Source organism: Achromobacter sp. E1 (genome assembly GCF_037039475.1).
GTDB classification, from domain to species: Bacteria; Pseudomonadota; Gammaproteobacteria; order Burkholderiales; family Burkholderiaceae_B; genus Achromobacter; species Achromobacter mucicolens.
On record NZ_CP146253.1, the window covers coordinates 514,637 to 537,859 of the forward strand.

A 23,223-nucleotide genomic window follows, 5' to 3' on the forward strand; every position below is an offset into this window, starting at 1 on the left:
TTTCGACGTCAGCGTGGTTTTGAAGCAGTTTGCGCTGCCCGTCACCGTTCGGCCGCGCGGGCGGCCTCCGGTGACTTACGCGGTGTCTTGCGTCGTGGCGATGACGCTTCGCGTGTGCGGCTTGGTTTTTGAGTTCTTGCCGCCATCGGCCGCTGCGTAGATGTTAGACACCCACGGCGTAGGTGTCTGACACCCTTGAAATGACGGCTCAACTTGTCGCAGTGTGGCTGGGTGTCTGACACCGGTTCTCCAACGCGCCGTTACTTGCCCGCCCCAGCCGACCAGCCTTTAGACAATTCCACCGCCTGCCGCCACCGCTTCATTCGCGCTTCCCGGACAGATTCCGGCCAAGTCGGGCTGAACGTGCGTTCGGCTTGCCACTTGGAGGCGAATTCATCCTGGCTCGACCAGAAACCAACGGCCAAGCCTGCCAGACCCGCCGCGCCCAGGGCGGTGGATTCGGGAACCCTGGGGCGGACAACCGGAACGCCCAGAATGTCAGCCTGCATCTGCATCAGCAAGTCATTGCGTGCAGCGCCGCCGTCGACGCGCAGTTCCGTCAGGGCGATGCCGCTGTCGGCGTTCATGCAGGTGAGTAGTTCCGCGCTTTGCAGGGCGATGGATTCCAGCGTGGCGCGGGCGATGTGGGCGCGGGTGGTGCCGCGGGTCAGGCCGACGAGGGTGCCTCGGGCGTAGGGGTCCCAGTGGGGGGCGCCCAGGCCGGCGAAGGCGGGGACCATGAAGACGTCGTCGGTGTCCGAGACGCTGGCGGCCAGGGATTCGATGTCTTCGGAGCGCTGGATGATGCCCAGGCCGTCGCGCAGCCATTGGACGGCTGCGCCGGCGACGAAGACGCCGCCTTCTAGCATGTAGGCGGGCTTCCATTTGTCGTGGCCGGGTTGGGGCAGGCCCCAGCCGACGGTGGACAAGAGGTTGTTGCGCGATTCGACGGGTTTGTCGCCGACGTTCATGAGCATGAAGCAGCCGGTGCCGTAGGTGTTCTTGGCCATGCCGGGCGTGAAGCAGGCCTGGCCGAAGGTGGCGGCCTGCTGGTCGCCCGCGACGCCGGCGATGGGCACGGAGCCGCCCAGCCATTCGGGCAGGGCGTCGCCGACGATGGCGCTGCTGGGCGCGATCTGGGGCAGCACGCTGCGCGGGATATTGAGCAGCGCCAGGATGTCGTCGTTCCAGTCCTGCGTGTGCAGGTCGAACAGCATGGTGCGCGAGGCGTTGCTGGGGTCTGTGCTGTGGACGGCGCCGCCGGTCAGTTGCCAGATGAGCCAGGTGTCGACGGTGCCGAAGGCCAGTTCGCCGCGTTCGGCCGTGCTGCGCGCACCGGGCACGTGATCCAGCAGCCAGGCGAGCTTGGTGCCGGAGAAGTAGGCGTCGACGACCAGGCCGGTGCGCGCCTGCAGGAAGTCGCCATGGCCGTCCTGGCGGAGCTTGTCGCACAGGGGCGCGGTGCGGCGGTCTTGCCAGACGATGGCGCGGGCAAGGGGACGGCCGGTGGCGCGTTCCCAGATGAGGGTGGTTTCGCGCTGGTTGGTGATGCCGATGGCGGCGATGTCGGCGGCGGCCGCGCCGGCGTTGCGCAGGGCTTCGCGGGCGACGTCGAGCTGGCTGTGCCAGATCTCGTTGGCATCGTGCTCGACCCAGCCTGGACGCGGATAGTGCTGGCGGAATTCGCGTTGGCCAACGCCGCGCACGACGCCTTCGCGGTCAAAGACGATGGCTCGGGAGCTGGTCGTGCCCTGGTCCAGGGCTAGGACAAATTCATTCGTCGTCACTGTTTTTCGCGCCGTTCAGGTGTGCCCCGGCCAGCGGGTCGAGGCGTCTAAAAGAGAAGGTCGATGCCATGCACAGCAGGCCGATGACGACGAAGCCGGCGACCACGTCGCTGATGGCCAGCGTTTCGGCGCCGCGCAGCGACATGCTGATGTTCAGCGTGACCGCGGCCACCCCGACGCCCAGCGTGATGCCCAGTTGCTGCGCCATGGCCGAGAAGCTGCTGGCGCGGCTCATCTTGGCGGGCGGGATGTCGGCATAGGTTAGCGTATTTACCCCGGTGAACTGCAACGACCGGAAGAAGCCGCCCACCAGCAGGATGGCGATCATCAGCCAGACGGGCGTGGCCGGGTTGAAGGCGCCGCAGACGATGATGAAGCCGCCAGTCAGGATGGCGTTCAGGGTCAGCACGCGGCGAAAGCCGAAGCGCTGCACGATGGGCGTGGCGACAAATTTCATCAGCAGCGCGCCGGCGGCGCTGGCGAAAGTGATGAGCCCGGCCGAGAACGGCGACAGCCCAAAACCCACCTGCAGCAGCATGGCCAGGAGGAAGGGCGTGGCGCCGACGGCGAAGCGGCACAGGTTGCCGCCCAGCGTGGAGATGGCGAAGGTGGGAATCCGCATCAGGGACAGGTCGATGATGGGATGTTCGGTGCGCCGCGCGTGCACGCCGTACAGCAGCCCGCAGACGATGCCCACGCCGATGAGGCTGAGCAAGATGGGCAGCGGCATGACGTCGCGGCCGATGGCCTCGAAGCCGCTGACCAGCGTGGCCAGGCACACCGAACTGAGCAGGAAGCCGATCCAGTCCAGGCGGGGCGTGCCGGTTTCGCGGATTTCCGCGACAAAGCGCAGGACGAGGAAGATGCCCAGGATGCCGATCGGGATGTTGATCAGGAAGATCCAGTGCCACGACATGTACGTGACCATGAAGCCGCCCAGCGGCGGTCCGATCACCGGTCCCAGCAGCGCCGGAATGGACAGGAAGGACATGGCCTTGAGCAGATCCTGCTTGGGCACGGTGCGCAAGAGGATGATCCGCCCCACGGGCACCATCATGGCGCCCGCCATGCCCTGCACGATCCGCGCCAGCACGAGCTGTTGCAGATCCTGCGACAGGGCGCACGCGACGGAACTGAGCGTGAACAGGCCAATCGCGGTGATGAAGACGCGCCGGGCGCCGTAGCGGTCGGCCGCCCAGCCGCTGATGGGCACGAAGACGGCGACGGCCAGCAGGTAGGACGTGATGGCCACGTTGAGCCGCACGGGGGTGGACCCCAGGGCCCGGGCCATGGCGGGCAGGGCGGTCGCCACGACCGTGGCGTCCAGCATCTGCATGAAGAGCGCGCACCCCACGATGAAGGGGATCATGCGCGCCGCGCGCACCGCGTCCGGGGTTGAGGGCGGAGCGGGATTGGCTGCGGCTGCGGATTCTGCGGACATGTCGGAAGGCTGCAATGAGAGCCTGACGATTGTAACGCCGGGGATCCGGCCGCCGTGAAGTAAACTCGCGACATCTGCAACCTAATGAAATTGGTGCCATGGCGACCAACTACGAATCCGAGATCACCCAGTTCCTGAAGGACTACAAGAAATCCCACCCTGGCACGGAAGAGCGCCAGCGCGAGGGACGCGCCCGTCTCTGGGACAAGCAGCAGGACCAGGAGCTGCTCGAAGGCTTCCGCGCGGCCCGCGTGGCGCAAAAGCCGTACGTGTATCAGGCCGACTGATACTTTTGCGGCACACATGGTCCAGAACCCCTCGGTGCCGGGCGATGCCCTGGCCAAGCTAGTGGAACCGTCCGTCGACAGCACGCCCGACACCATCGATAGCGTGGCGTTTGCGCGTCTGTACGGCGAGCCGCTGTTCCAGATGCCGACGGATCTGTACATTCCGCCCGATGCGCTGGAAGTCTTTCTCGAAGCCTTCGAAGGGCCGCTGGACCTGTTGCTTTACCTGATCCGCAAGCAGAACTTCAACGTTCTGGACATCCCCATGGCGGATGTCACGCGGCAGTACCTGTCGTACGTGGATCAGATCCGCATCACCAACCTCGAACTGGCCGCCGAATACCTATTGATGGCGGCCATGCTCATCGAGATCAAGTCGCGCATGCTGCTGCCGGTCAAAAAGACCGACACCGGCGAAGAGCCCGAGGATCCGCGCGCCGAACTGGTGCGCCGCCTGCTCGAATACGAGCAGATGAAGCTGGCCGCCCAGAAGCTGGACAAGCTGCCGCAACTGGGCCGCGATTTCGTCAGCAGCCAGGCCGTGGCCGACCTGAGCGTCGAGCGCGCGCTGCCGGACGTCAGTGTGGACGACCTGCGCGCGGCGTGGGCCGACATCATGAAACGGGCCAAGCTGAACCAGCATCACCACATCACGCGCGAGCAGCTGTCGGTGCGCGATCACATGACGCACATCCTGCGCCGCCTGAACGACGTGCGTTTCATGGAATTCGGCGACCTGTTCATGGAGCGCGTCCGCGAGGGCGCGCCCGCCGCGGTCGTTGTCGTGCATTTCATCGCCATGCTCGAGCTGGCGCGCGAATCGCTGCTGGAGATCACGCAGGCGGAGCCTTATGCTCCCATCTACGTGCGCCTGGCGTACACCAGCGTGGCAGCGGTCGCGGCCTGATCCTGACCGGGCGCCACTCCCCCGGAGATTTCCCTTGAAAGTCGTACACACCATCCAGGAATTGCGCGATCACCTGCGCGGACAGAACCGCGTGTCGTTCGTGCCCACCATGGGCAACCTGCACGAAGGCCACCTCGCGCTCATGAAGCTGGCGCGCCAGCACGGTGATCCCGTCGTGGCCAGCATCTTCGTGAACCGCCTGCAATTCGGCCCGAACGAGGACTTCGACCAGTATCCGCGCACCCTGGCCGCCGACATCGAAAAGCTTGAAGCGGCGCGCGACGTCTACGTGCTGTTCGCGCCGAACGAACGCGAGATGTACCCCGAACCGCAGAATTTCCGCATCCAGCCGCCCGACGACCTGGGCGACATCCTGGAAGGCGAGTTCCGTCCGGGATTTTTCGCCGGGGTCAGCACGGTCGTGCTCAAGCTGTTCTCGTGCGTGCAGCCGCGTGTGGCCGTGTTCGGCAAGAAGGACTACCAGCAGCTGATGGTGGTGCGCAACATGTGCCGCCAGTTCCAGTTGCCCGTCGAGGTGCTGGCGCATGAAACCGTGCGCGCGGACGACGGGCTGGCGCTGTCCTCGCGCAACCGGTACCTGAGCGAAGCCGAACGTGCCGAAGCGCCGGCGCTGTACGCCGAACTGCAAGAGATCGGCCGGCGTCTGGCCCGGGGTGAGCGCGACGCCGCCGCCCTGGAGAACGACGCCGTCCAGCGCCTGACGCAGCGCGGCTGGAAGGTGGATTACGTGGCCCTGCGCCGCCAGCGCGATCTGAAGCGCCCCGAGGCCGCGGATCTGCAAGCCGGCGAACCCGTCGTGGTGCTGGCTGCCGCTAAGCTGGGCGCCACGCGGCTGATCGACAACCTGGAACTGGACTACACCGCCTGAGGCAGGCGGAAGGCGGGCTAGCCGCGGGCGCATGATGCGGGGTGTTTTGGTCACCCCCTATCAGAATTGTCAGCTTACGCCGGCTGTGACACCGGGGCAGACTGTTTGCAATCCTACATTGCAAGCGAGCTGCCCCATGTCTTTTCCTCACCCCGAACTCGACGCCGTCCTGTCCTCCCTGACCGCCCGCGAACGCCAGATCGTCGATTACGTGGCGGCCGGGCGGGCCAACAAGGTCATCGCCATCGACCTGGGCATCTCCCTGCGCACGGTCGAGGCCCATCGCGCCCGCATCTTCGCCAAACTCGGCGCCCGAAACGCCATGCAGCTTGCGTGCCGGTTGTGTGCGCACGGGCAGTCAGGCGCCTCGCCCGTCCCGGGCGCGCAGTGGCGCCCCAGCCCGATGCCGCCTTCGGGCGGTGCCAGCGCGCCGGCCCAGGTGCTGCACGAACCCGCCGGCGCCTACGGCGCATGCCCATCGAAACCGGTGCCTCCCTGACGTTGCCGCCACGCTGGCCACGCCTGTCGGGCCTGTCGCGTCTGTCGCGCCCGTCGTGCTTGCGGCGCCTGCCGCGCCGCCCCAATGTCGTCGCCCAATGAATTCGGGCCTGACGAACAGGGTGTTCGTCAGGCCCGGAAAGGGGTGCGTGGGCGTTGTGTCCGGCGGCGTTCAGGCGCCGCGGGCGGACAGCCTTTTGATCAGGGGCACTTGGGGGCGGCGGCGTTTGCCAGCTCGTCGATGGGGTCCAGATCCGGCTGGCGGGTCAGGTTGTAGTTCAGGTTGGGCGTCTGGCCGCCAATCGAGCGCACGCGCAGCACATTGTTGGCCGCAACCAGGAATTCCACCCGGACGTTGCCCTGGCCGTCCATCAGGATGACGCGCGGCGGACGTTCGTCGGTGGCGTCCCAGCAGCCTTGCTCGGACACGGGCGGACCCTTCTTGGGATCGTTGTCCAGGTAGGCGGTGCGGCCGCGCCAACGGCCATTGGGGGCCAGCGTCAACGTCACGCGCTGGGCCGTGCATTGCATGGCGGGCGAGAAACACGGCAGCGTGCCCATGTAGGTCTGAGGCTGCGGCACCAGGCTGTGGGTGATGCCGCTGGGCGCGGCGGCAGGCGCCGCGGCGGGCGCAGGTGCCGATCCGCCCGATCCGCCCGAGCCGCCTTCGGCGCCTTCGGGCACGGCTTGGCCGTCTTCGGTGGTCTGGCCCGCGGCAACGGCCTGCTGGTTCTGGTTCTGCTGACGGCGCGCGTCGGGCTTGAGCTCGATCTGCACTTGCGACGGCGCGCGGATGATGTTGCGGTAGCCGGCGCCCGAGCCCTGATACTGCGCGTCGGTCACGGTGCTTTCCGCCGGCAGGTCGTAGTAGCCTTCGGTCTTCTGCTTGGCGCAGCCGGTAGCGCCTATCACGGCGCCCGCTAACAGCAGCCCCATGACGCCGAGTTTGGGGGAGCGGGAAACGATATCGACGCGCGCGGCCATGGCAGCTTATCCGTGAATTGAGTCTGTCTCCGATTTTACGCACTTATGCGAAGATTCGATACGTTCCCCTTAGCCGTTCCCGGGCATTTGCCGCACTTTATGCACAAATTACGACATGGCCGCGCGCGGCCCCTCATCCCTTGCGCCATCGCCGGCCTGTCGGATGGGCAGCCGTGTCCGGGCCACGCAGGGTGGTGACGGCGATGTGGCAAAACCTTGATCTGCCCCTGGGCGTCTTCATTGGCGCGGCGGCGCTGGCCGGCTTGTTCGTGGGCAACTGGCTGACGGTGCTGACCCATCGGCTGCCGCGCATGATGGAGCGCGAGTGGCAGGCGCAGTGCATGGACGCGGCCGGCAAGCCGCGGCCGCCCGGCCACTATGGCTTGCTGTCGCCGGCCTCGCATTGCCCCGCCTGCGAGGCGCCCCTGGACCGCATGGCGCGAATTCCCCTGCTCGGCTGGCTGTTGCTGCGCGGCCGGTGTGCCGCCTGCCATGCGCCCATCGGCTGGCGCTATCCCGTCATCGAACTGCTGACCTGCGCGCTTTTTGCCGGCTGCGCGCTGCGCTTTGGCGCGACGCCGATCGCGCTTGCCGCCATGGGCCTGTCGGCCACGCTGGTGGCGCTGGCCTGGATCGATTTCGAAACGACGCTGCTGCCCGATGTGCTGACCCAGCCGCTGGTGTGGGCGGGTCTGCTGGTGAACCTCTTCGATGCGTTCGCCAGCGTGCAGATGGCAGTGGTCGGAGCCGTGGCGGGATACCTGTTCCTGTGGGTTATCTTTCATGTGTTCCGCCTGCTGACCGGGCGCGAAGGCATGGGGCAGGGCGACTTCAAGCTGCTGGCCGCGCTGGGCGCGTGGTTTGGCATCGAAGCCTTGCCGATGCTGCTTCTGAGCGCATCGCTGGTGGGCGTGCTGATTGGCGGCGCATTGACGCTGACCGGCCGCGCGCGGCGCGGCCAGCCCTTGCCCTTCGGACCCTATCTGGCGCTGGCCGGGTTGGTCATGCTGCTATTGGGCGGCGAGCATGGCGTATTGCAATTCATGAGCACATGAGGAAAGGCGCATGTTCAAGATTGGTCTGACGGGCGGCATCGGTTCGGGCAAGTCCCGCGTGGCGGACATGCTGGCCGAGTGGGGCGCGGCCCTGGTCGACACCGACGAGATCGCGCGCGCGCTGACCGCCGCGGGCGGCGCCGCCATGCCGGCGATCGAACGCGAATTCGGCCGCGAGGCCTTGACGCCCGACGGCGCGCTGGACCGCGCATGGATGCGCGCGCAGGCATTCGCCGATCCGCAGGTCCGCCTGCGGCTTGAGGCCGTGCTGCATCCGGTCATCGGCCGCGAAACGGAACGTCAGGCGGCGGCCGCCCAAGGATCGTATCTGGTCTTTGTGGTGCCCCTGTTGGTCGAGTCCCTGGACCGTTGGCGCGATCGCGTGGATCGTATCTGCGTGGTGGACTGCGACCCCGAGACGCAGGTGGCCCGCGTGCAGCAGCGCAGCGGGCTGACGGAGCAGGACATCCGGCGTATCATGGCGGCACAGGCTGCGCGGGCACGCCGGTTGGAGGTCGCGGACGACGTCATACTCAACGACGCAACGACCACGCCGGATCAATTGCGCGCGCGGGCGTTGACCCTGCATGACCGCTGGCTGGCGCTGGCGACCACCACGGGCCGGTAAGCCAGCGGCTGCCGGCACCCCTGAAAATTCTTGGCCCGCCGGCCAACCACTGATAGGGCCTGTAAAAAAGCGTGATCGTTTACGAATACCCCTTCAATGAGCGCATCCGTGCTTATCTGCGGCTGGAATACCTGTTCGACAGGCTCTTCTTCTTTGCTCGCGAGGGCGACTCACGCCAGCATCAAGTTGCCGTCTCCTCATTGTTCGATCTGCTCGATGCTTGCGAACGCACCGACGTAAAGGGGGCGATCCTCCAGGACCTTGAACGCCAGCGCCTGGCGCTGGTCGGACTGCGCGACCATCCTGGCGTTGCGCAGGACGCGCTGGAAAGCATGCTGCGCGAAATGGAAAAGGTGGCCAGCGCGCTGGCTGCACCCGGCAAGACCGGCCAGTCGCTGCGCGAGAACGAATGGCTGACCAGCCTGCGCGGCCGCTTGTCGATGCCCGGCAGCGCCACGCAGGTCGACATGCCGTCCTACTACGCCTGGCAGAACAAGCCCGAAGCCGCGCGCTGCGCGGACCTGCAGGCCTGGGTGTCGCCCTTCATTCCCCTCTACGACGGTCTGACGCTGGCGCTGCGCCTGTTGCGCGAGTCCGGCCGCAAGACCGACATCGTGGCCGAGCAGGGCGCCTATCAGCAGATGCTGGGCGGCAAGCAGTTCCAGCTTCTGCGCGTCTGGGTGGATCCCGCCCAGGGCGTCTTTCCCGAGATCAGCGCCAATAAGTACATGATCTGGATACGTTTTTCCACGCAGGACGGGGAGTTCAAGCCTCAGCAGGTGGCCCGCGACGTGGCGTTCCAGATGACCTTGTGCAGTTCCTAGGCGCAAGTTACGTACGGTTTCGCGGCCCGGATTCCTGTTGCGGGTAGTTTCAGGCTGACGGGGACCAGGGCCGAAACCGGGACGGTCTAGTAGACAATACGGCTTTCCTTCCGAGTGTGCCGGAACCGAGTCCATGTCCGATAGCCGTCCCGTATCCCCACCCTCCCGCTGGAGCCGCCGCCGCGTCGTCGGTCTGGTCTTGCTGCTGCTTGCCGTCGCGGCGATTGCCTGGGTGGTGCTGCGGCCGTCGGCCAAGCAGGCGGGTCCGGGGGGGCGGACAGGCGGCAGGCCGCCCGCGGCCGCCATGGCCAACATGCCTGTTCCGGTCCGTATCGCCACCGCCGCGCAGCAGGACATCGACATCTTCCTGCGCTCGCTGGGCACCGTTACCGCCTACAACACCGTTACCGTCCGAAGCCGCGTCAGCGGCGAACTTGTGGACGTCGCCTTCCAGGAAGGCCAGCAGGTCAAGGCCGGCGACCTGCTCGCCCAGGTGGACCCGCGCGCCTTCCAGGTGGCGCTTGACCAGGCGCGCGGCACGCAGATGCAGAACCTCGCGCAGCTGGAAAACGCCCGCCGCGACCTGCAACGCTACCAGGCCCTTTTCAAGCAGGACTCCATCGCCCGCCAGCAGGTCGACACGCAGGCCGCGCTGGTGCGCCAGTACGAAGGCACGGTCAAGAGCGACCAGGCCAATGTCGACAATGCCAAGCTGCAACTGGATTACGCCCGCATCACCGCGCCGATCAGCGGCCGCCTGGGTCTGCGTCAGGTCGACCGCGGCAATCTGGTTTCCAGCTCCGACACCAACGGGCTGGTCGTCATCACCCAGACCCAACCCATCTCCGTCGTCTTCACCCTGCCCGAAACGCAGCTGCCGGAAGTGCGCGCCGAGTTGGCGGCCGGCAAGACGCTGACCGTCGACGCCTATGACCGCGCCGACACCCGCCGCATCGCCTCGGGCACGCTCGAGACGCTGGACAACCAGATCGACGTGGCAACCGGCACGCTCAAGCTCAAGGCCCGTTTCGACAACACCGACGATGCGCTTTTCCCCAACCAGTTCGTCAACGTGCGGCTGCACGTGCTGACCCGCAAGGACGTGACGGCCATTCCGACGGCCGCGGTCCAGCAGGGTTCGGCCGGCGCGTTCGTCTTCCTGGTGCAGGACGACAATACGATCGCGGTGCGCCCGGTGAAGCTGGGCGCCATCAACGCCGGCATGGTCGCCGTCAATGAAGGTCTCAAGCCCGGGGATCGGGTCGTCACCGAAGGCACCGACCGCCTGCGCGCCGGCGCCAAGGTGGAAATCGTGGGGGGCGCCGAAGTCATTCCCGCTGCCCGCGACAAGTCGCTCGGCGCGGGCGCGCCGGCCGGCACCACGCCCGCGGCCAAGTAAGCAGAGAACGCCGTGAGCCCGTCGCGCCTATTCATCCTGCGCCCCGTGGCCACCACCCTGTCGATGGTGGCCATCCTGATCGCGGGCCTCATCGCCTACCGTTTCCTGCCCGTCTCGGCGCTGCCCGAGGTCGACTACCCCACGATCCAGGTCGTGACGCTGTACCCCGGGGCCAGCCCCGACGTCATGACCTCGCTGGTCACCTCGCCACTGGAGCGGCAGTTCGGCCAGATGCCCGGCCTGAACCAGATGTCGTCCACCAGTTCGGGCGGCGCCTCGGTCATCACGCTGCAATTCAATCTGACGCTGCCGCTGGACGTGGCCGAGCAGCAGGTGCAGGCGGCCATCAATGCCGCCTCGAACCTGCTGCCGTCCGACCTGCCGGTGCCGCCCACCTACAACAAGGTCAATCCCGCGGACGCGGCCGTGCTGACGCTGGCGATCACGTCTCCCACCATGCCGCTGCCGCAGGTGCGCGACCTGGTCGATACGCGCGTGGCGCAGAAGCTGTCGCAGATCCCCGGCGTGGGTCTGGTCAGCGTGGCGGGCGGGCAGCGGCCCGCGGTGCGCGTCCAGGTGAACCCGCAGGCGCTGGCGGCCAACGGCCTGTCGCTGACCGACCTGCGCACCGCGATCGTCGGCGCCAACGTCAATCAGCCCAAGGGCAACCTGGACGGCCCGCAGCGCTCCACCACCATCAACGCGAACGACCAGCTCAAGTCGCCCACCGACTACAACAGCCTGATCATCGCGTACAAGAACGGCGCGCCGCTGCGGCTGGCCGACGTGGCGCGCGCGGTCGAGGGGGCCGAGGACACGCGCCAGGCCGCATGGGCCGGCGACAAGCCCGCCATCCTGCTGAACATCCAGCGCCAGCCCGGCGCCAACGTGATCGACGTGGTCGACCGCATCCAGGCGCTGATGCCGCAACTGCGCGCCGCGCTGCCCGCCACGCTGGACGTGACGGTGGTGTCGGACCGCACGCAGACCATCCGCGACTCGGTCGCCGACGTGCAGTTTGAAATGCTGCTGGCCGTGGGGCTGGTGGTCATGGTCACGTTCGTGTTCCTGCGCAGCCTGACGGCCACGCTGATTCCCAGCGTTGTCGTGCCCCTGTCGCTGGTGGGCACGTTCGGCATCATGTATCTGTCCGGGTTCTCCATCAACAACCTGACGCTGATGGCGCTGACCATCGCCACGGGCTTCGTGGTGGACGACGCGATCGTGATGATCGAGAACATCGCCCGCCATATCGAGGAAGGCGAAAAGCCGATGCAGGCCGCGCTGAAAGGCGCGTCGCAGATCGGCTTCACGCTGATCTCGCTGACCCTGTCGCTGATCGCCGTGCTGATCCCGCTGCTCTTCATGACCGAAGTCGTGGGCCGGCTGTTCCGGGAATTCGCGATCACGCTGGCGGTGGCCATCCTGATTTCGCTGTTGGTGTCGCTGACGCTCACGCCCATGATGTGCGCGCGCCTCTTGCGCTCGGAATCCGAAACGAAGCATGGGCGCTTTCATCGGGCCACGGGCGCATTCATCGACCGCGTCATCGCCGCGTACGACCGCATGCTGCAGGTGGTGCTGCGCCACCAGACGCTGACGCTGGTGGTGGCGGTGGCCACTTTTGCGCTGACCGTGCTGCTGTACATGGTGGTGCCCAAGGGGTTCTTTCCGCAGCAGGACACCGGCCTCATCCAGGCCATCACGCAGGCGCCTCAGTCCATTTCGTTTGCCGCCATGTCCGAGCGCCAGCAGGCCGCCGCCCGCCTGGTGCTGCAGGATCCCGACGTGGCCGCCGTGTCGTCCTTCATCGGCGTGGATGGCAGCAACGCCACGCTCAGCGCCGGCCGCATGCAGATTTCGCTCAAACCGCAGGCCGAGCGCACCGGCGATCTGCGCGCGGTGATGGCGCGCCTGCAGGAAAACCTGAACAAGCAGGACGGCCTGACCGTCTACATGCAGCCGGTGCAGGACCTGACCATCGAAGACCGCGTCAGCCGCACGCAGTATCAGATGACGCTGTCCAATCCCGACCTGAAGGTGCTGAGCGAATGGACGCCCAAGCTGGTCGACCGCCTGCGCGCCGTGCCCGGCCTGATGGATGTGGCCGACGACCTGCAGGACGACGGCTTGCAGACCTGGGTGGAAATCGACCGCGACGCGGCCTCGCGCCTGGGCATCACCGCCGCCATCATCGACGAGGCGCTGTACAACGCCTTTGGCCAGCGGCTGATCTCCACCATCTTCACGCAGTCCAACCAGTACCGCGTGGTGCTCGAGGTGCTGCCGCAGTTCCAGATGTCGCCCAGCGCGCTCGGGCAGATTCACGTACCCACGTCCTCGGGCGCGCAGGTGCCGCTGTCGTCGGTCGCGCATATCAGCGAAGGCAGGACGGTGCTGGCCGTGAACCGGCTCGACCAGTTCCCGATGGTGACGGTGTCGTTCAATCTGGCCCCCGGCGCCTCGCTGTCCGACGCGGTCGAGAACATCAAGGCGGCCGAAGCCGAGATCGGCATGCCGGCCGGCGTCGAGACCCGCTTCCAGGGCGCGGCGCTGGCGTTCCAGAATTCGCTGTCCAGCACGCTGTGGCTGATCCTGGCGGCCGTGGTCACGATGTACATCGTGCTTGGCGTTCTGTACGAAAGCTACATCCATCCCATCACCATCCTGTCCACGCTGCCGTCGGCGGGCGTGGGGGCGCTGCTGGCGCTGCTCATCAGCGGCACCGAGCTGGACATGATCGGCATCATCGGGATCATTCTGCTGATCGGCATCGTCAAGAAGAACGCCATCATGATGATCGACTTCGCGCTGGATGCCGAACGCAAGCGCGGGCTGGCGCCGCGCGAGGCCATCCACGAGGCCGCGCTGCTGCGCTTTCGGCCCATCCTGATGACCACGCTGGCGGCGCTGTTCGGCGCCTTGCCGCTGATGCTGTCGACGGGCACCGGCGCTGAACTGCGCCAGCCGCTTGGTCTGGTCATGGTCGGCGGCCTGCTGCTGTCGCAGGTGCTGACGCTGTTCACCACGCCCGTCATCTATCTGATGTTCGACCGCATGTCGCGCCGCTGGCGCGGAGCGGGCGCGCAATCGGCCGGAGCGGCCCGATGATCCTGTCGGCGCCCTTCATCGTCCGGCCGGTGGCGACCACGCTGCTGAGCCTGGCGGTCGTGCTGGCCGGCATGCTTGCGTTCTTCCTCTTGCCGGTCGCGCCCTTGCCGCAGGTGGACATTCCGACCATTTCGGTGTCGGCCAGCCTGCCGGGGGCCAGTCCCGAGACCATGGCCTCCAGCGTCGCCACGCCGCTGGAGCGGTCGCTGGGCAGCATCGCGGGGGTCACCGAAATGACCTCGCGCAGCTCGCAGGGCTCTACCCGCATCACGTTGCAGTTCGACCTGTCGCGCGACATCAACGGCGCCGCGCGCGACGTGCAGGCCGCCATCAACGCGGCGCGCTCGCTGCTGCCTACGGGCCTGCGCAGCAATCCCACGTATCACAAGTCCAATCCGTCGGACGCGCCCATCCTGACGCTGGCGCTGACTTCCGACACGCTCAGCCAGGGCCAGCTCTACGATCTGGCGTCCACCATCGTGGCGCAGAAACTGTCGCAGGTGGACGGGGTGGGCGAGGTCACGGTGGGCGGCAGTTCGCTGCCGGCCGTGCGCGTGACCGTGCTGCCCGGCGCCCTGGCCAATCAGGGCGTGTCGCTGGACGAATTGCGCGCCACGCTGGCCAACGCCAATGCCAACCGGCCCAAGGGCGTGCTGGAAAACGACCGCTACCACTGGCAGATCATGGTCAGCGACCAGCTCAGCCGCGCCGAGGAATACCGGCCGCTGATCGTGGCCTGGCGCGATGGCCGGCCGGTGCGTGTGTCCGACGTGGCCCGCGTCGAGGACTCGGTCGAAGACCTATATCAGACCGGCTTCTACAACGACCGCAACGCCATTCTGATGATCGTGCGCCGGCAGGCCGACGCCAACATCATCGAAGCCGTGGACGCCGTGCGCGCCCAGCTTCCCGTGTTGCAGGCGCTGATGCCCGCCGACGTCAACATGAGGGTTGCGCAGGACCGCACGCCCAGCATCCGGGCGTCGCTGCACGAGGCCGAGCTGACGCTCATCATCGCCGTGGGCCTGGTGGTGCTGGTGGTGCTGCTGTTCCTGCGGCGCTGGCGGGCGGCGATCATTCCCAGCGTGGCGGTGCCGGTGTCGCTGATCGGCACGTTCTGCATCATGTACCTGTGCGGCTACACGCTGAACACCATTTCGCTGATGGCGTTGATCGTCGCGACCGGCTTTGTCGTGGACGACGCGATCGTGGTGCTCGAGAACATCATGCGTCATGTCGAACGCGGCATGTCGCCAATGCGCGCCGCGCTGCGCGGCTCGCGCGAAGTCGGTTTCACGGTGCTGTCGATGAGCCTGTCGCTGGTGGCGGTGTTCATCCCCATCCTGCTGATGGGCGGCGTGGTCGGGCGCCTGTTCCGCGAGTTCGCGGTCACCTTGTCGGCGTCGATCCTGGTGTCGCTGGTGGTGTCGCTGACGCTCACGCCCATGATGTGCGCGCGCCTGCTGCGGCCCGAACCCAAGGAACAGAAGCCGCCGGGCCGGCTGGCCCGCTGGTCCGAACGCGCCTTTGAATCGATGAAGAACGGCTATCGCGTGTCGCTCGGCTGGGCGCTGGCGCACGGGCGGCTGATGATGCTGACGCTGGCGATCGCCGTGGGCCTGAACGTGTACCTGTATACGGTGGTGCCCAAGGGGTTTTTTCCGCAGCAGGACACGGGCCAGCTGCTGGGCTTTTTCCGGGTGGACCAGGGCACGTCCTTCCAGGCCACGCTGCCCAAGCTCGATGCGCTGCGCAAGGTGGTGCTGGCCGATCCGGCCGTGCAAAGCATGACCGGATACGCCGGCGGGCGCGGCGGCAGCAACAGCAGCTTCATGCAGATCCAGTTAAAGCCGCTGGACGAGCGCAAGGTTTCGGCCGACGTGGTCATCAATCGCCTGCGCGCGAAGCTGCAGAACATGCCGGGGGCGCGCATGTTCCTGGTGTCGCAGCAGGACATCCGCATTGGCGGGCGCCAAAGCCAGGGTTCGTACGACTACACCCTGATGTCCGGCGACCTGCAGCTGCTGCGCACCTGGATGCCCAAGGTGCAGCAGGCGATGGCCAAGATTCCGGAGATCACCGACGTGGACGCCGACGTCGAGGACCGCGGCCGCGAGATCAACCTTGTCATCGACCGGGAAGCCGCCACGCGGCTGGGCATCAGCATGGCCACCATCTCCACGGTGCTGAACAATTCGTTCAGCCAGCGCCAGGTGTCGGTCATGTACGGGCCGCTCAACCAGTATCACGTGGTGCTGGGCGTGGACCCGAAGTTCGCGCAGGACATCGAGTCGCTGCGCCAGGTCGAAGTCATCACCGCGGACGGCGCGCGCGTGCCGCTGTCGGCGTTCACCAAGCTTGAAAACGCCAACGCGCCGCTCAGCGTGAGTCACCAGGGGCTGTTCGTGGCGGACACCATCTCGTTCAGCCTTGCGCCCGGCGTGTCGCTGGGGCAGGCGACCACCGCGATCGACAACGCGGTGGCCCGCATCGGCCTGCCGTCCGACCAGATCCAGGCCGGCTTTCAGGGCACCGCCGCCGCGTTGCAGCAGACGCTGTCGCAACAGCCCTGGCTGATCCTGGCCGCGCTGGTCACCATGTACATCGTGCTGGGCATCCTGTACGAAAGCTTCGTCCACCCGCTCACCATCCTGTCCACGCTGCCGTCGGCGGGCCTGGGCGCGCTGCTTGCGCTGCTGCTGGTTCGCTACGATTTCACATTGATCGCGTTGATCGGGGTGTTCCTGCTCATCGGCATCGTCAAGAAGAACGCCATCATGATGGTGGACTTTGCGCTGGACGCCGAGCGCCACCACGGCATGACGCCGCGCGACGCCATCTTCCAGGCCTGCCTGACGCGCTTCCGGCCCATCATGATGACCACGATGGCGGCCATCTTCGGCGCGCTGCCGCTGGTGCTGGCCACGGGCGCCGGCGTCGAGATGCGCCAGCCGCTGGGCATTACCATCGTGGGCGGCCTGGTGCTGAGCCAGATCCTCACGCTGTACACCACCCCGGTGGTCTATCTTTATCTGGATCGCTTCCGCCTGTGGGCCGCACGCCGGCGCGCGGGGCGGGCCGGCGATTCCGCTTCCATCAAACACACATGATCCGTACCACGCCGTCTGCTTTCGCCTCATTTCCCCGCGCCGCGGTCACGCTTGCGCTGTGCGCGCTGCTGGGCGCGTGCGCGGTCGGGCCCGACTACCAGCGTCCGGCGCTCGACGTGGGCGCCGCCTACAAGGAAGGCCAGGTCGAGGTGCCCGGCTGGAAGCCCGCGCAACCGCGCGACGAGGCCGATCGCGGCGCGTGGTGGACGGTTTACGACGACGCCACGCTGAACGGGCTGGTGGACCGGCTGAACACCTCGAACCAGACCATTGCGCAGGCCGAGGCGAACTACCGCCAGGCGCTTGGCCTGGTGCGCGGCGCGCGCTCGGGCTTTTATCCGACCGTGGGCGCGGGCGCGGGCATGAGCCGCAGCGGCAACGGCGGGCAAAGCGGTTCGTCCACCGGTTCCGGCGGCAACGTATCCAACCAGTATTCGCTGACCGGCAGCGTCAGCTGGGAGCTTGACGTCTGGGGCCGTGTGCGCCGCAGCGTCGAGTCCTCGGAAGCCAGCGCCGCCGCCAGCCTGGCCGACCTGGGCGCGACCCGGCTGAGCGCGCAGGCCGCGTTGGTGCAGACCTATCTGCAATTGCGCGTGCTGGACGAGCAGAAGCGCCTGCTCGACGCCACCGTGGCCGCCTATGAAAAATCCCTGCAGCTCACGCAGAACCGCTATGAGGTCGGCGTGGCCGGCCAAGCCGACGTGGCGGTGGCGCGCACGCAACTGGAAAGCACGCGCGCGCAGTCCATCGACCTGGACTGGCAGCGGGGCCAGTACGAGCACGCGATCGCCGTCCTGATGGGCCTGGCGCCGTCCCAATTCAGCCTGCCGCCCGCGGTCTTCGCGTTGCGGCTGCCGCAGATTCCCGTGGGCCTGCCGTCCGAACTGCTGGAACGCCGTCCCGACGTGGCGGCCGCCGAACGCCGCGCCGCCGCCGCCAACGCGCAGATCGGCGTGGCGCAGGCAGCGTGGTTTCCCAGCCTGACCCTGTCGGCCGACGGCGGTTTTCGCAATGGCGAGTTTGCCGAGCTGCTGACGGCGCCCGCGCGCTTCTGGTCGCTGGGGCCGGCGCTGGCGCTGACGATCTTCGACGGCGGCGCGCGCGAGGCCCAGGTCGAGCAGGCCCGCGCGTCCTATGACTCGCAGGCCGCGGCCTACCGGCAGGCGGCGTTGACCGGGCTGCGCGAGGTCGAGGATTACCTGATCCAGCTGCGGGTGATGGAGCAGGAGCAGATCGTGCAGCGGCGCGCGCTGGAATCCGCGCGGGAATCGCTGCGCCTGATCCAGAACCAATACAAGGCGGGCCTGGTCGACTACCTGAGCGTGGCCGTGGTCGACGCCACCGCGCTCAATAGCGAGCGCAATGCCCTGAGCCTGCTGGGCAACCGGCTCGTGGCCAGCGTCAACCTGATCGTCGCGCTGGGCGGCGGCTGGGAGGGTCTGCCGCCCATGGAAACGGCGCGGGCGGACGCCGCGACCTCGCCGGCGGTGGCGCCTGCATCGGCGCCTGCATCGCAAACAGCTGCGCCGCAAGCACCGGCGCAGCAAACGCCGCCGGCGCCCTCGCGCTAGCCGCGGGTAGCCTGCCCTACAAACCCACCGCCTTCAGATCCGGCCGCTGGCGGTGCCAGTCGGTGACCGCCTGGAACGCGATGCCAATCCGGCCCAGCACGGCCTCCGCGTTCGGCTTGCCCAGCAACTGCACGCCCAGCGGCAGGCCGTCGCTGGTGAAGCCTGCGGGCAGCGCCAGTCCTGCGGCGTTGACGTAGTTGCCGGCGCGGGTGAACGACGCAAGCGGCGTGGCCGTTTCGTCCACGTCGACCAGCTGCCGCGCGCCGAATGGCACGCAAGGCGTCAGCATCGCGTCGAACTCCTGCATCCAGTCCAGCCAGTCGCGGCGCGCCTGCGCATGCGCCTGCAACGCGCCGATGTAGTCGGCCGCCGAGATCCCCTTGCCCGACAGCACGCGGGCGCGCACGTACTGGCCGATGGGCTGCGCCGTGTCCTCGATGTGGCCGCGGTGCAGCGCATAGGCTTCCGCGGCGATGATCTGGCCGTTGCGCTGCATCATCTCGTGAAAATCGAAGGGCAGGGGCGTTTCCTGCACGTCGGCGCCCAGCGCGGCCAGCACGCGGCGCGCGTCGTCCAGGGCTGACAGCGCATCGGCTTCCACGGCAATGGGGTGCTGTGCAACCGGCATCAACGCGATCCGCTTGCCGCGCAGCGGTTGCGGGCCGGAATACGGCTCGCGGTAATCGAAGGCGGGAATGCCGAACGTCAGGGGGTCATGGGTATCGGATCCGGCCATCAGCGCGGTCAGCAGCATTGCGTCGCGGGCGTCGCGCGTCAGCGGGCCCAAGGTGTCCAGCGTGGGCGACAGCGCCACCGCGCCGTGCAGGCTGATCAGTCCGCGCGTGGTCTTCAAGCCGGTGATGCCGTTCAGCGCCGCCGGAATCCGGACCGAGCCGCCCGTGTCCGACCCCAGCGCCGCGGGCGCCAGCCCGGCCGCGACGGCGACGCCGGATCCGCTGGACGAGCCGCCGGGCACCCGTGCGCGATTCAGGTCCCACGGATTGCGGGGCGTGCCCATCACCGGATTGGTGCCCCAGCCGCCAAAGGCGAATTCGACCATGTGCGTCTTGCCCAGCAGCACCATGCCCGCGTTCAGCAGCCGTGCCACCGCGGTGGCGGTGACGCCGCTGCGCCGCTCGCGCCAGGCCTCGGAGCCCGCTGTGGTGATCTGCCCCTGGATGTCGCACAAGTCCTTGATGGCCACGGGAATGCCGTCCAGGGCGCTGAGCATCCCATAGCCGGCTCGCCGGCGTGCGTCGGATGCCTCGGCAAGCCGTAACGCCCCTGCGCTGTCGACGCTGACGAATGCGCCCAACGCCGGGTTGGCCCGGTCGATCCGGTCCAGGAAGTGGCGCGTCACTTCCACGGCACTGTAGCGGCCCTTCGCCAGCCCGTCCGCCAGATCGCTCATCGTGGCAAATGCGATTTCAGACATGCGTTCCTCGATGTAATGCCGATTGCCTGCCGGGCCGCGCGTGGCGGCCAGGCCTCGGGATGTAGCGTGCAACGGCGCGCACGTTTGGTCTATGCGCGCTTTCCCGCCCGGGCGGAATGCAAAACGGCCCATGCGAAAGGCATGGGCCGCTTGGGTTGCGCGGGTGGCGCGTAAAGGAGCGAGGCGCGAGCGGTTAAGGCGGTCAAAGAATGCCGCGAATGCCGGCGATGCCGTGCGCGCCGTGCCGCAAGGCTTGCGAGACCGTCTGGGTGGATTGTCCGCCCAGCGCAAATACCGGAATGCCCGCGTCGCGGTTGCCTTGCACGAACCCTTCCCAGCCCAGCGTCTGCGCGCCGGGATGGCTGGGCGTGTCCAGCACGGGACCCAGCACGGCAAAGTCCGCGCCCAGTTCGCGGGCATGGACCACCTGCGCGTTGTCATGCGCGGACACGCCGACCAGGGCGTTGCGCGGCAATTCCGGACGGGCGGTCAGACGCAGCGCATCCGCCGTGCGCAGGTGCACGCCGTCGGCTTCCTTCCACCAGGCAACGGGATGGATGCTGTTGACCAGCACGCGCGCGCCGGCTGCACGGCAACGCTTGACCACCTGTTGCAGCACCTCGTGCAGCGAACTGGCGCCCACGCCGTCGGGCCACTGCGGTTCGCGGAACTGCACCAGCTTCACGCCGCGCGCCAGCGCCGCGTCCAGCCGGCCGAGGAACGGCGCGATGCCCGCGCGCGAGCCGATGCCGCTGATGCCATAGGTGGTGGGCAGCTGCAGCCAGCGCAGCGGCGGCAGGGTGGCGGGCAGCAAGTCGCCCACCGCGGCCGCGTTGGCCGGATCCACCCATTCCAGGCGCTGGTTTTCCAGGCTTTGCGGTTCGCCTTCCCAGCCGGTGACGTGGCAGAACGCCAGGCGCACCGTGGTGTGGGGATAGGCGTGCACATAGGTGACCCACGGGCGCGACTGCGTGACACGGATGCCGATTTCTTCTTGCAGTTCGCGCGCCAGCGCCTGCAGCACGGTCTCGCCGGGTTCGAGCTTGCCGCCGGGCAGTTCCCACCAGCCAGACCACGGCTTGCCCTCGGGGCGCTGGCCCAGAAGCAGCTTGCCGTCCGGACGCAGGATCAGGCCGGCGGCGACGTCGACGATCTTTTCAGACATGGCGGGCCGCCCAGTCGCGCGCGAACTGATAGGCCACGCGGCCCGAACGCGAGCCGCGCTCGATGGTCCATTGCAGGGCCTCGGTGCGCGACGGTTCGATGTGCTGTTCGGGGCAGCCCAGTTCGCGCAGCCAGTGGTACACGATGTCCAGGTAGTCGTCCTGCTTGAACGGATAGAACGACAGCCACAGCCCGAATCGCTCGGACAGCGAAATCTTTTCCTCGACGGTTTCGCCGGGGTGGATTTCGCCGTCGGGCTGGTGCTTGGCCTGCAGGTTCTCGCTCATGTATTCCGGCATCAGGTGGCGCCGGTTGGACGTGGCGTAGATCAGGACGTTGTCGCCCGAGGCCGACACCGACCCGTCCAGCACCGATTTCAGCGCCTTGTAGCCGGCTTCGCCTTCCTCGAAGGACAGGTCGTCGCAGAACACGATGAAGCGTTCGGGCCGCGCCGCCACCAGTTCGACGATATCGGCCAGGTCGCCGAGGTCGGACTTGTCGACTTCGATCAGCCGCAGGCCGCGGTCGCCGTAGGCGGCCAGCATGGCCTTGACCAGCGAGCTCTTGCCGGTGCCGCGCGCGCCGGTCATGAGCACGTTGTTGGCGGGCTTCTTTTCAAGGAACTGCAGCGTGTTGCGGTCGATGGTGGCCTTCTGGCGCTCGATGTGCTGCAGGTCCTGCATGTCGATGCGCGCCACGTGGCGCACGGCGTCCAGCCAGCCGCGCGCGCCGCGCTTGCGCCAGCGGAATGCGTGGGCCGACCAGTCGATCTCGGGCGGGGCCGGAGGCAGGAAGGCCTCCAGCTGCGCCAGCACGCGTTCGGCGCGCTGGATCAGGGTGGTGAACTCGTTTGCCGTCATGGTCGATCAGGAGCGGTAGTCGGCGTTGATCGACACGTACTCGTGCGAGAAGTCGCAGGTGTAGACGGTGTCGCTGACCTGGCCGCGGCCCAGCGCGATGCGCACCGAGATTTCGGCCTGCTTCATGACGCGCTGGCCGTCGGCTTCCTGGTAGTCGGGGTTGCGGCCGCCGTTCTTGGCAACCAGCACGTCGTCCAGCCACAGGCGGATGTTGGAGACATCCAGGTCATCGATGCCGGCATAGCCGACGGCGGCCAGGATGCGGCCCAGGTTGGGGTCCGACGCGAAGAACGCGGTCTTGACCAGCGGCGAATGCGCCACGGCGTAGGCGACCTTCAGGGCTTCCTCGGTGGTGCCGGCTTCTTCGACGCGGATCGTCATGAACTTGGTGGCGCCTTCGGCGTCGCGCACGATCTTGGTTGCCAGATCAAGGGCGGCGGCGGTCAGGGCCTCGCGCACGGCGGCGTAGGCGGCGTCGGACTCGCTATTGACGTTGACGCCCGACTTGCCGGTGGCGGCGATGATGAAGGAGTCATTGGTGGAGGTGTCGCCGTCGACCGTGATGCGGTTGAACGAGGCGTCGGCGATTTCCACGGCCAGCTTGCGCAGGAGCGGCTGGGCGATGCCGGCGTCGGTGGCCAGGAAGCTGAGCATGGTGGCCATGTTGGGACGGATCATGCCGGCGCCCTTGCTGATGCCGGTGAAGGTGACCGTCTTGCCGTCGATCTGCACCTTGGCGGACGAAATCTTGGGCAGGGTGTCCGTGGTCATGATGCCGTGGGCAGCGCTGGACCAGTGGTCGGCGGCCAGGTCGGCAATGGCGGCGGGCAGCCCGGCGACCAGGCGGTCCAGGGGCAGGGGCTCAAGGATGACGCCGGTGGAGAACGGCAGGATCTGCGAGGCGGGCACGCCCAGCAGCTTGCCCAGCGCGTCGCAGGTGTCCTTGGCTTTTTTCAGGCCTTCTTCGCCGGTGCCGGCGTTGGCGTTGCCCGTATTGATGACCAGGGCGCTGATCGGGCCGCCGGCGGCCAGGTGGGCCTGGCAGACCTGCACCGGGGCGGCGCAGAAGCGGTTGCGGGTGAAGACGCCCGCCACGCTGGTGCCTTCGGCCAGGCGGAACACCGTCAGGTCGCGCCGGTTGGCCTTGCGGATGCCAGCCTCGGTGACGCCGATTTCTATGCCGGCAACAGGGAAAATTTCGGACTCGGAGGGGATCTGCAGATTAACGGCCATGACTTCGTCTCTTGGAGTGAGCGGGACGGAACCGCCGCCA

The 23,223-nt window shown here is 67.5% G+C and carries 18 protein-coding genes; 11 read left to right on the forward strand and 7 right to left on the reverse strand.

Annotated features, from left to right (window positions below):
* Nucleotides 1-260 precede the first annotated feature (260 nt).
* Nucleotides 261-1,787 (reverse strand): glycerol kinase GlpK, encoded by a 1,527-nt coding sequence (gene glpK / locus V6V88_RS02315; protein WP_338617583.1) that lies wholly within the window; start codon nucleotides 1,785-1,787, stop codon nucleotides 261-263.
* A complete protein-coding gene (locus V6V88_RS02320; protein WP_062840234.1) occupies nucleotides 1,774-3,228 on the reverse strand; it encodes a DHA2 family efflux MFS transporter permease subunit in 1,455 nt (484 codons plus the stop codon). Before V6V88_RS02320 ends, glpK begins: the two co-directional genes overlap by 14 nt.
* A 98-nt stretch (nucleotides 3,229-3,326) precedes the next feature.
* On the opposite strand from V6V88_RS02320, the gene V6V88_RS02325 reads away from it, so the two are divergent.
* The 4 genes from V6V88_RS02325 to V6V88_RS02340 all read left to right on the forward strand — a co-directional run bounded on the left by V6V88_RS02325 (nucleotide 3,327) and on the right by V6V88_RS02340 (nucleotide 5,810).
* Nucleotides 3,327-3,515 (forward strand): DUF3460 family protein, encoded by a 189-nt coding sequence (locus tag V6V88_RS02325; RefSeq protein WP_056327507.1) that lies wholly within the window; start codon nucleotides 3,327-3,329, stop codon nucleotides 3,513-3,515.
* A gap of 16 nt (nucleotides 3,516-3,531) precedes the next feature.
* Nucleotides 3,532-4,422 (forward strand): ScpA family protein, encoded by an 891-nt coding sequence (locus tag V6V88_RS02330; protein ID WP_056327505.1) that lies wholly within the window; start codon nucleotides 3,532-3,534, stop codon nucleotides 4,420-4,422.
* Between the two features lie 34 nt (nucleotides 4,423-4,456).
* Nucleotides 4,457-5,311, forward strand: a complete 855-nt coding sequence (gene panC, locus V6V88_RS02335) for a pantoate--beta-alanine ligase (RefSeq protein WP_056327503.1) — start codon at nucleotides 4,457-4,459, stop codon at nucleotides 5,309-5,311.
* A 136-nt stretch (nucleotides 5,312-5,447) separates the two neighbouring features.
* Entirely contained in the window at nucleotides 5,448-5,810 is a 363-nt protein-coding gene (locus tag V6V88_RS02340; RefSeq protein WP_338617588.1) for a helix-turn-helix transcriptional regulator, read from the forward strand.
* A gap of 200 nt (nucleotides 5,811-6,010) precedes the next feature.
* Here V6V88_RS02340 and V6V88_RS02345 read toward each other — a convergent pair whose 3' ends face one another.
* Entirely contained in the window at nucleotides 6,011-6,793 is a 783-nt protein-coding gene (locus tag V6V88_RS02345; RefSeq protein WP_223574127.1) for a copper resistance protein NlpE N-terminal domain-containing protein, read from the reverse strand.
* Nucleotides 6,794-6,996: 203 nt separating this feature from the next.
* Between V6V88_RS02345 and V6V88_RS02350 the strand changes: the two genes are divergently transcribed.
* From V6V88_RS02350 to V6V88_RS02380, 7 genes are all read left to right on the forward strand, one after another.
* On the forward strand, nucleotides 6,997-7,848 hold the full coding sequence (locus V6V88_RS02350; RefSeq protein ID WP_338617589.1) for an A24 family peptidase: 852 nt from the start codon (nucleotides 6,997-6,999) through the stop codon (nucleotides 7,846-7,848).
* 10 nt (nucleotides 7,849-7,858) lie between these two features.
* Nucleotides 7,859-8,476 carry a dephospho-CoA kinase gene (gene coaE, locus V6V88_RS02355; RefSeq protein WP_062840231.1) on the forward strand — a complete coding sequence of 206 codons (618 nt, stop codon included), beginning with the start codon at nucleotides 7,859-7,861 and terminating at the stop codon, nucleotides 8,474-8,476.
* A 71-nt stretch (nucleotides 8,477-8,547) separates the two neighbouring features.
* Nucleotides 8,548-9,300, forward strand: coding sequence for a cell division protein ZapD (gene zapD / locus V6V88_RS02360; RefSeq protein ID WP_056327494.1), 753 nt, complete (start codon nucleotides 8,548-8,550; stop codon nucleotides 9,298-9,300).
* Between the two features lie 133 nt (nucleotides 9,301-9,433).
* The gene (locus V6V88_RS02365) at nucleotides 9,434-10,699 is read left to right on the forward strand and encodes an MdtA/MuxA family multidrug efflux RND transporter periplasmic adaptor subunit (protein WP_142051432.1); all 1,266 of its coding nucleotides are present in this window, start codon (nucleotides 9,434-9,436) and stop codon (nucleotides 10,697-10,699) included.
* A gap of 12 nt (nucleotides 10,700-10,711) precedes the next feature.
* Nucleotides 10,712-13,810, forward strand: a complete 3,099-nt coding sequence (locus V6V88_RS02370; RefSeq protein ID WP_223574131.1) for an MdtB/MuxB family multidrug efflux RND transporter permease subunit — start codon at nucleotides 10,712-10,714, stop codon at nucleotides 13,808-13,810.
* The gene (locus V6V88_RS02375; protein ID WP_338617592.1) at nucleotides 13,807-16,920 is read left to right on the forward strand and encodes a multidrug efflux RND transporter permease subunit; all 3,114 of its coding nucleotides are present in this window, start codon (nucleotides 13,807-13,809) and stop codon (nucleotides 16,918-16,920) included. Before V6V88_RS02370 ends, V6V88_RS02375 begins: the two co-directional genes overlap by 4 nt.
* Complete coding sequence (locus V6V88_RS02380) at nucleotides 16,917-18,491, forward strand: efflux transporter outer membrane subunit (protein ID WP_223574135.1); 1,575 nt, start codon at nucleotides 16,917-16,919, stop codon at nucleotides 18,489-18,491. Before V6V88_RS02375 ends, V6V88_RS02380 begins: the two co-directional genes overlap by 4 nt.
* A 16-nt stretch (nucleotides 18,492-18,507) precedes the next feature.
* Here V6V88_RS02380 and V6V88_RS02385 read toward each other — a convergent pair whose 3' ends face one another.
* The 4 genes from V6V88_RS02385 to argJ all read right to left on the reverse strand — a co-directional run bounded on the left by V6V88_RS02385 (nucleotide 18,508) and on the right by argJ (nucleotide 23,183).
* Nucleotides 18,508-19,926, reverse strand: coding sequence for an amidase (locus V6V88_RS02385; protein ID WP_280002699.1), 1,419 nt, complete (start codon nucleotides 19,924-19,926; stop codon nucleotides 18,508-18,510).
* 202 nt (nucleotides 19,927-20,128) lie between these two features.
* A complete protein-coding gene (locus V6V88_RS02390; RefSeq protein WP_063953926.1) occupies nucleotides 20,129-21,091 on the reverse strand; it encodes a Nudix family hydrolase in 963 nt (320 codons plus the stop codon).
* Entirely contained in the window at nucleotides 21,084-21,950 is an 867-nt protein-coding gene (locus V6V88_RS02395; protein WP_056327484.1) for an ATP-binding protein, read from the reverse strand. The genes V6V88_RS02390 and V6V88_RS02395 overlap by 8 nt, the downstream gene beginning before the upstream one ends.
* 6 nt (nucleotides 21,951-21,956) lie before the next feature.
* The gene (argJ, locus tag V6V88_RS02400; protein WP_223574139.1) at nucleotides 21,957-23,183 is read right to left on the reverse strand and encodes a bifunctional glutamate N-acetyltransferase/amino-acid acetyltransferase ArgJ; all 1,227 of its coding nucleotides are present in this window, start codon (nucleotides 23,181-23,183) and stop codon (nucleotides 21,957-21,959) included.
* Nucleotides 23,184-23,223 lie beyond the last annotated feature (40 nt).

Bases quoted from the DNA above. Each gene is read 5' to 3' on its own strand.
- V6V88_RS02320 (WP_062840234.1), bottom strand. From the start codon at position 3,228: ATGTCCGCAGAATCCGCAGCCGCAGCCAATCCCGCTCCGCCCTCAACC.
- V6V88_RS02325 (WP_056327507.1), top strand. From the start codon at position 3,327: ATGGCGACCAACTACGAATCCGAGATCACCCAGTTCCTGAAGGACTAC.
- V6V88_RS02330 (WP_056327505.1), top strand. From the start codon at position 3,532: ATGGTCCAGAACCCCTCGGTGCCGGGCGATGCCCTGGCCAAGCTAGTG.
- V6V88_RS02340 (WP_338617588.1), top strand. From the start codon at position 5,448: ATGTCTTTTCCTCACCCCGAACTCGACGCCGTCCTGTCCTCCCTGACC.
- V6V88_RS02345 (WP_223574127.1), bottom strand. From the start codon at position 6,793: ATGGCCGCGCGCGTCGATATCGTTTCCCGCTCCCCCAAACTCGGCGTC.
- V6V88_RS02350 (WP_338617589.1), top strand. From the start codon at position 6,997: ATGTGGCAAAACCTTGATCTGCCCCTGGGCGTCTTCATTGGCGCGGCG.
- coaE (WP_062840231.1), top strand. From the start codon at position 7,859: ATGTTCAAGATTGGTCTGACGGGCGGCATCGGTTCGGGCAAGTCCCGC.
- V6V88_RS02365 (WP_142051432.1), top strand. From the start codon at position 9,434: ATGTCCGATAGCCGTCCCGTATCCCCACCCTCCCGCTGGAGCCGCCGC.
- V6V88_RS02375 (WP_338617592.1), top strand. From the start codon at position 13,807: ATGATCCTGTCGGCGCCCTTCATCGTCCGGCCGGTGGCGACCACGCTG.
- V6V88_RS02380 (WP_223574135.1), top strand. From the start codon at position 16,917: ATGATCCGTACCACGCCGTCTGCTTTCGCCTCATTTCCCCGCGCCGCG.
- V6V88_RS02385 (WP_280002699.1), bottom strand. From the start codon at position 19,926: ATGTCTGAAATCGCATTTGCCACGATGAGCGATCTGGCGGACGGGCTG.
- V6V88_RS02390 (WP_063953926.1), bottom strand. From the start codon at position 21,091: ATGTCTGAAAAGATCGTCGACGTCGCCGCCGGCCTGATCCTGCGTCCG.
- V6V88_RS02395 (WP_056327484.1), bottom strand. From the start codon at position 21,950: ATGACGGCAAACGAGTTCACCACCCTGATCCAGCGCGCCGAACGCGTG.
- argJ (WP_223574139.1), bottom strand. From the start codon at position 23,183: ATGGCCGTTAATCTGCAGATCCCCTCCGAGTCCGAAATTTTCCCTGTT.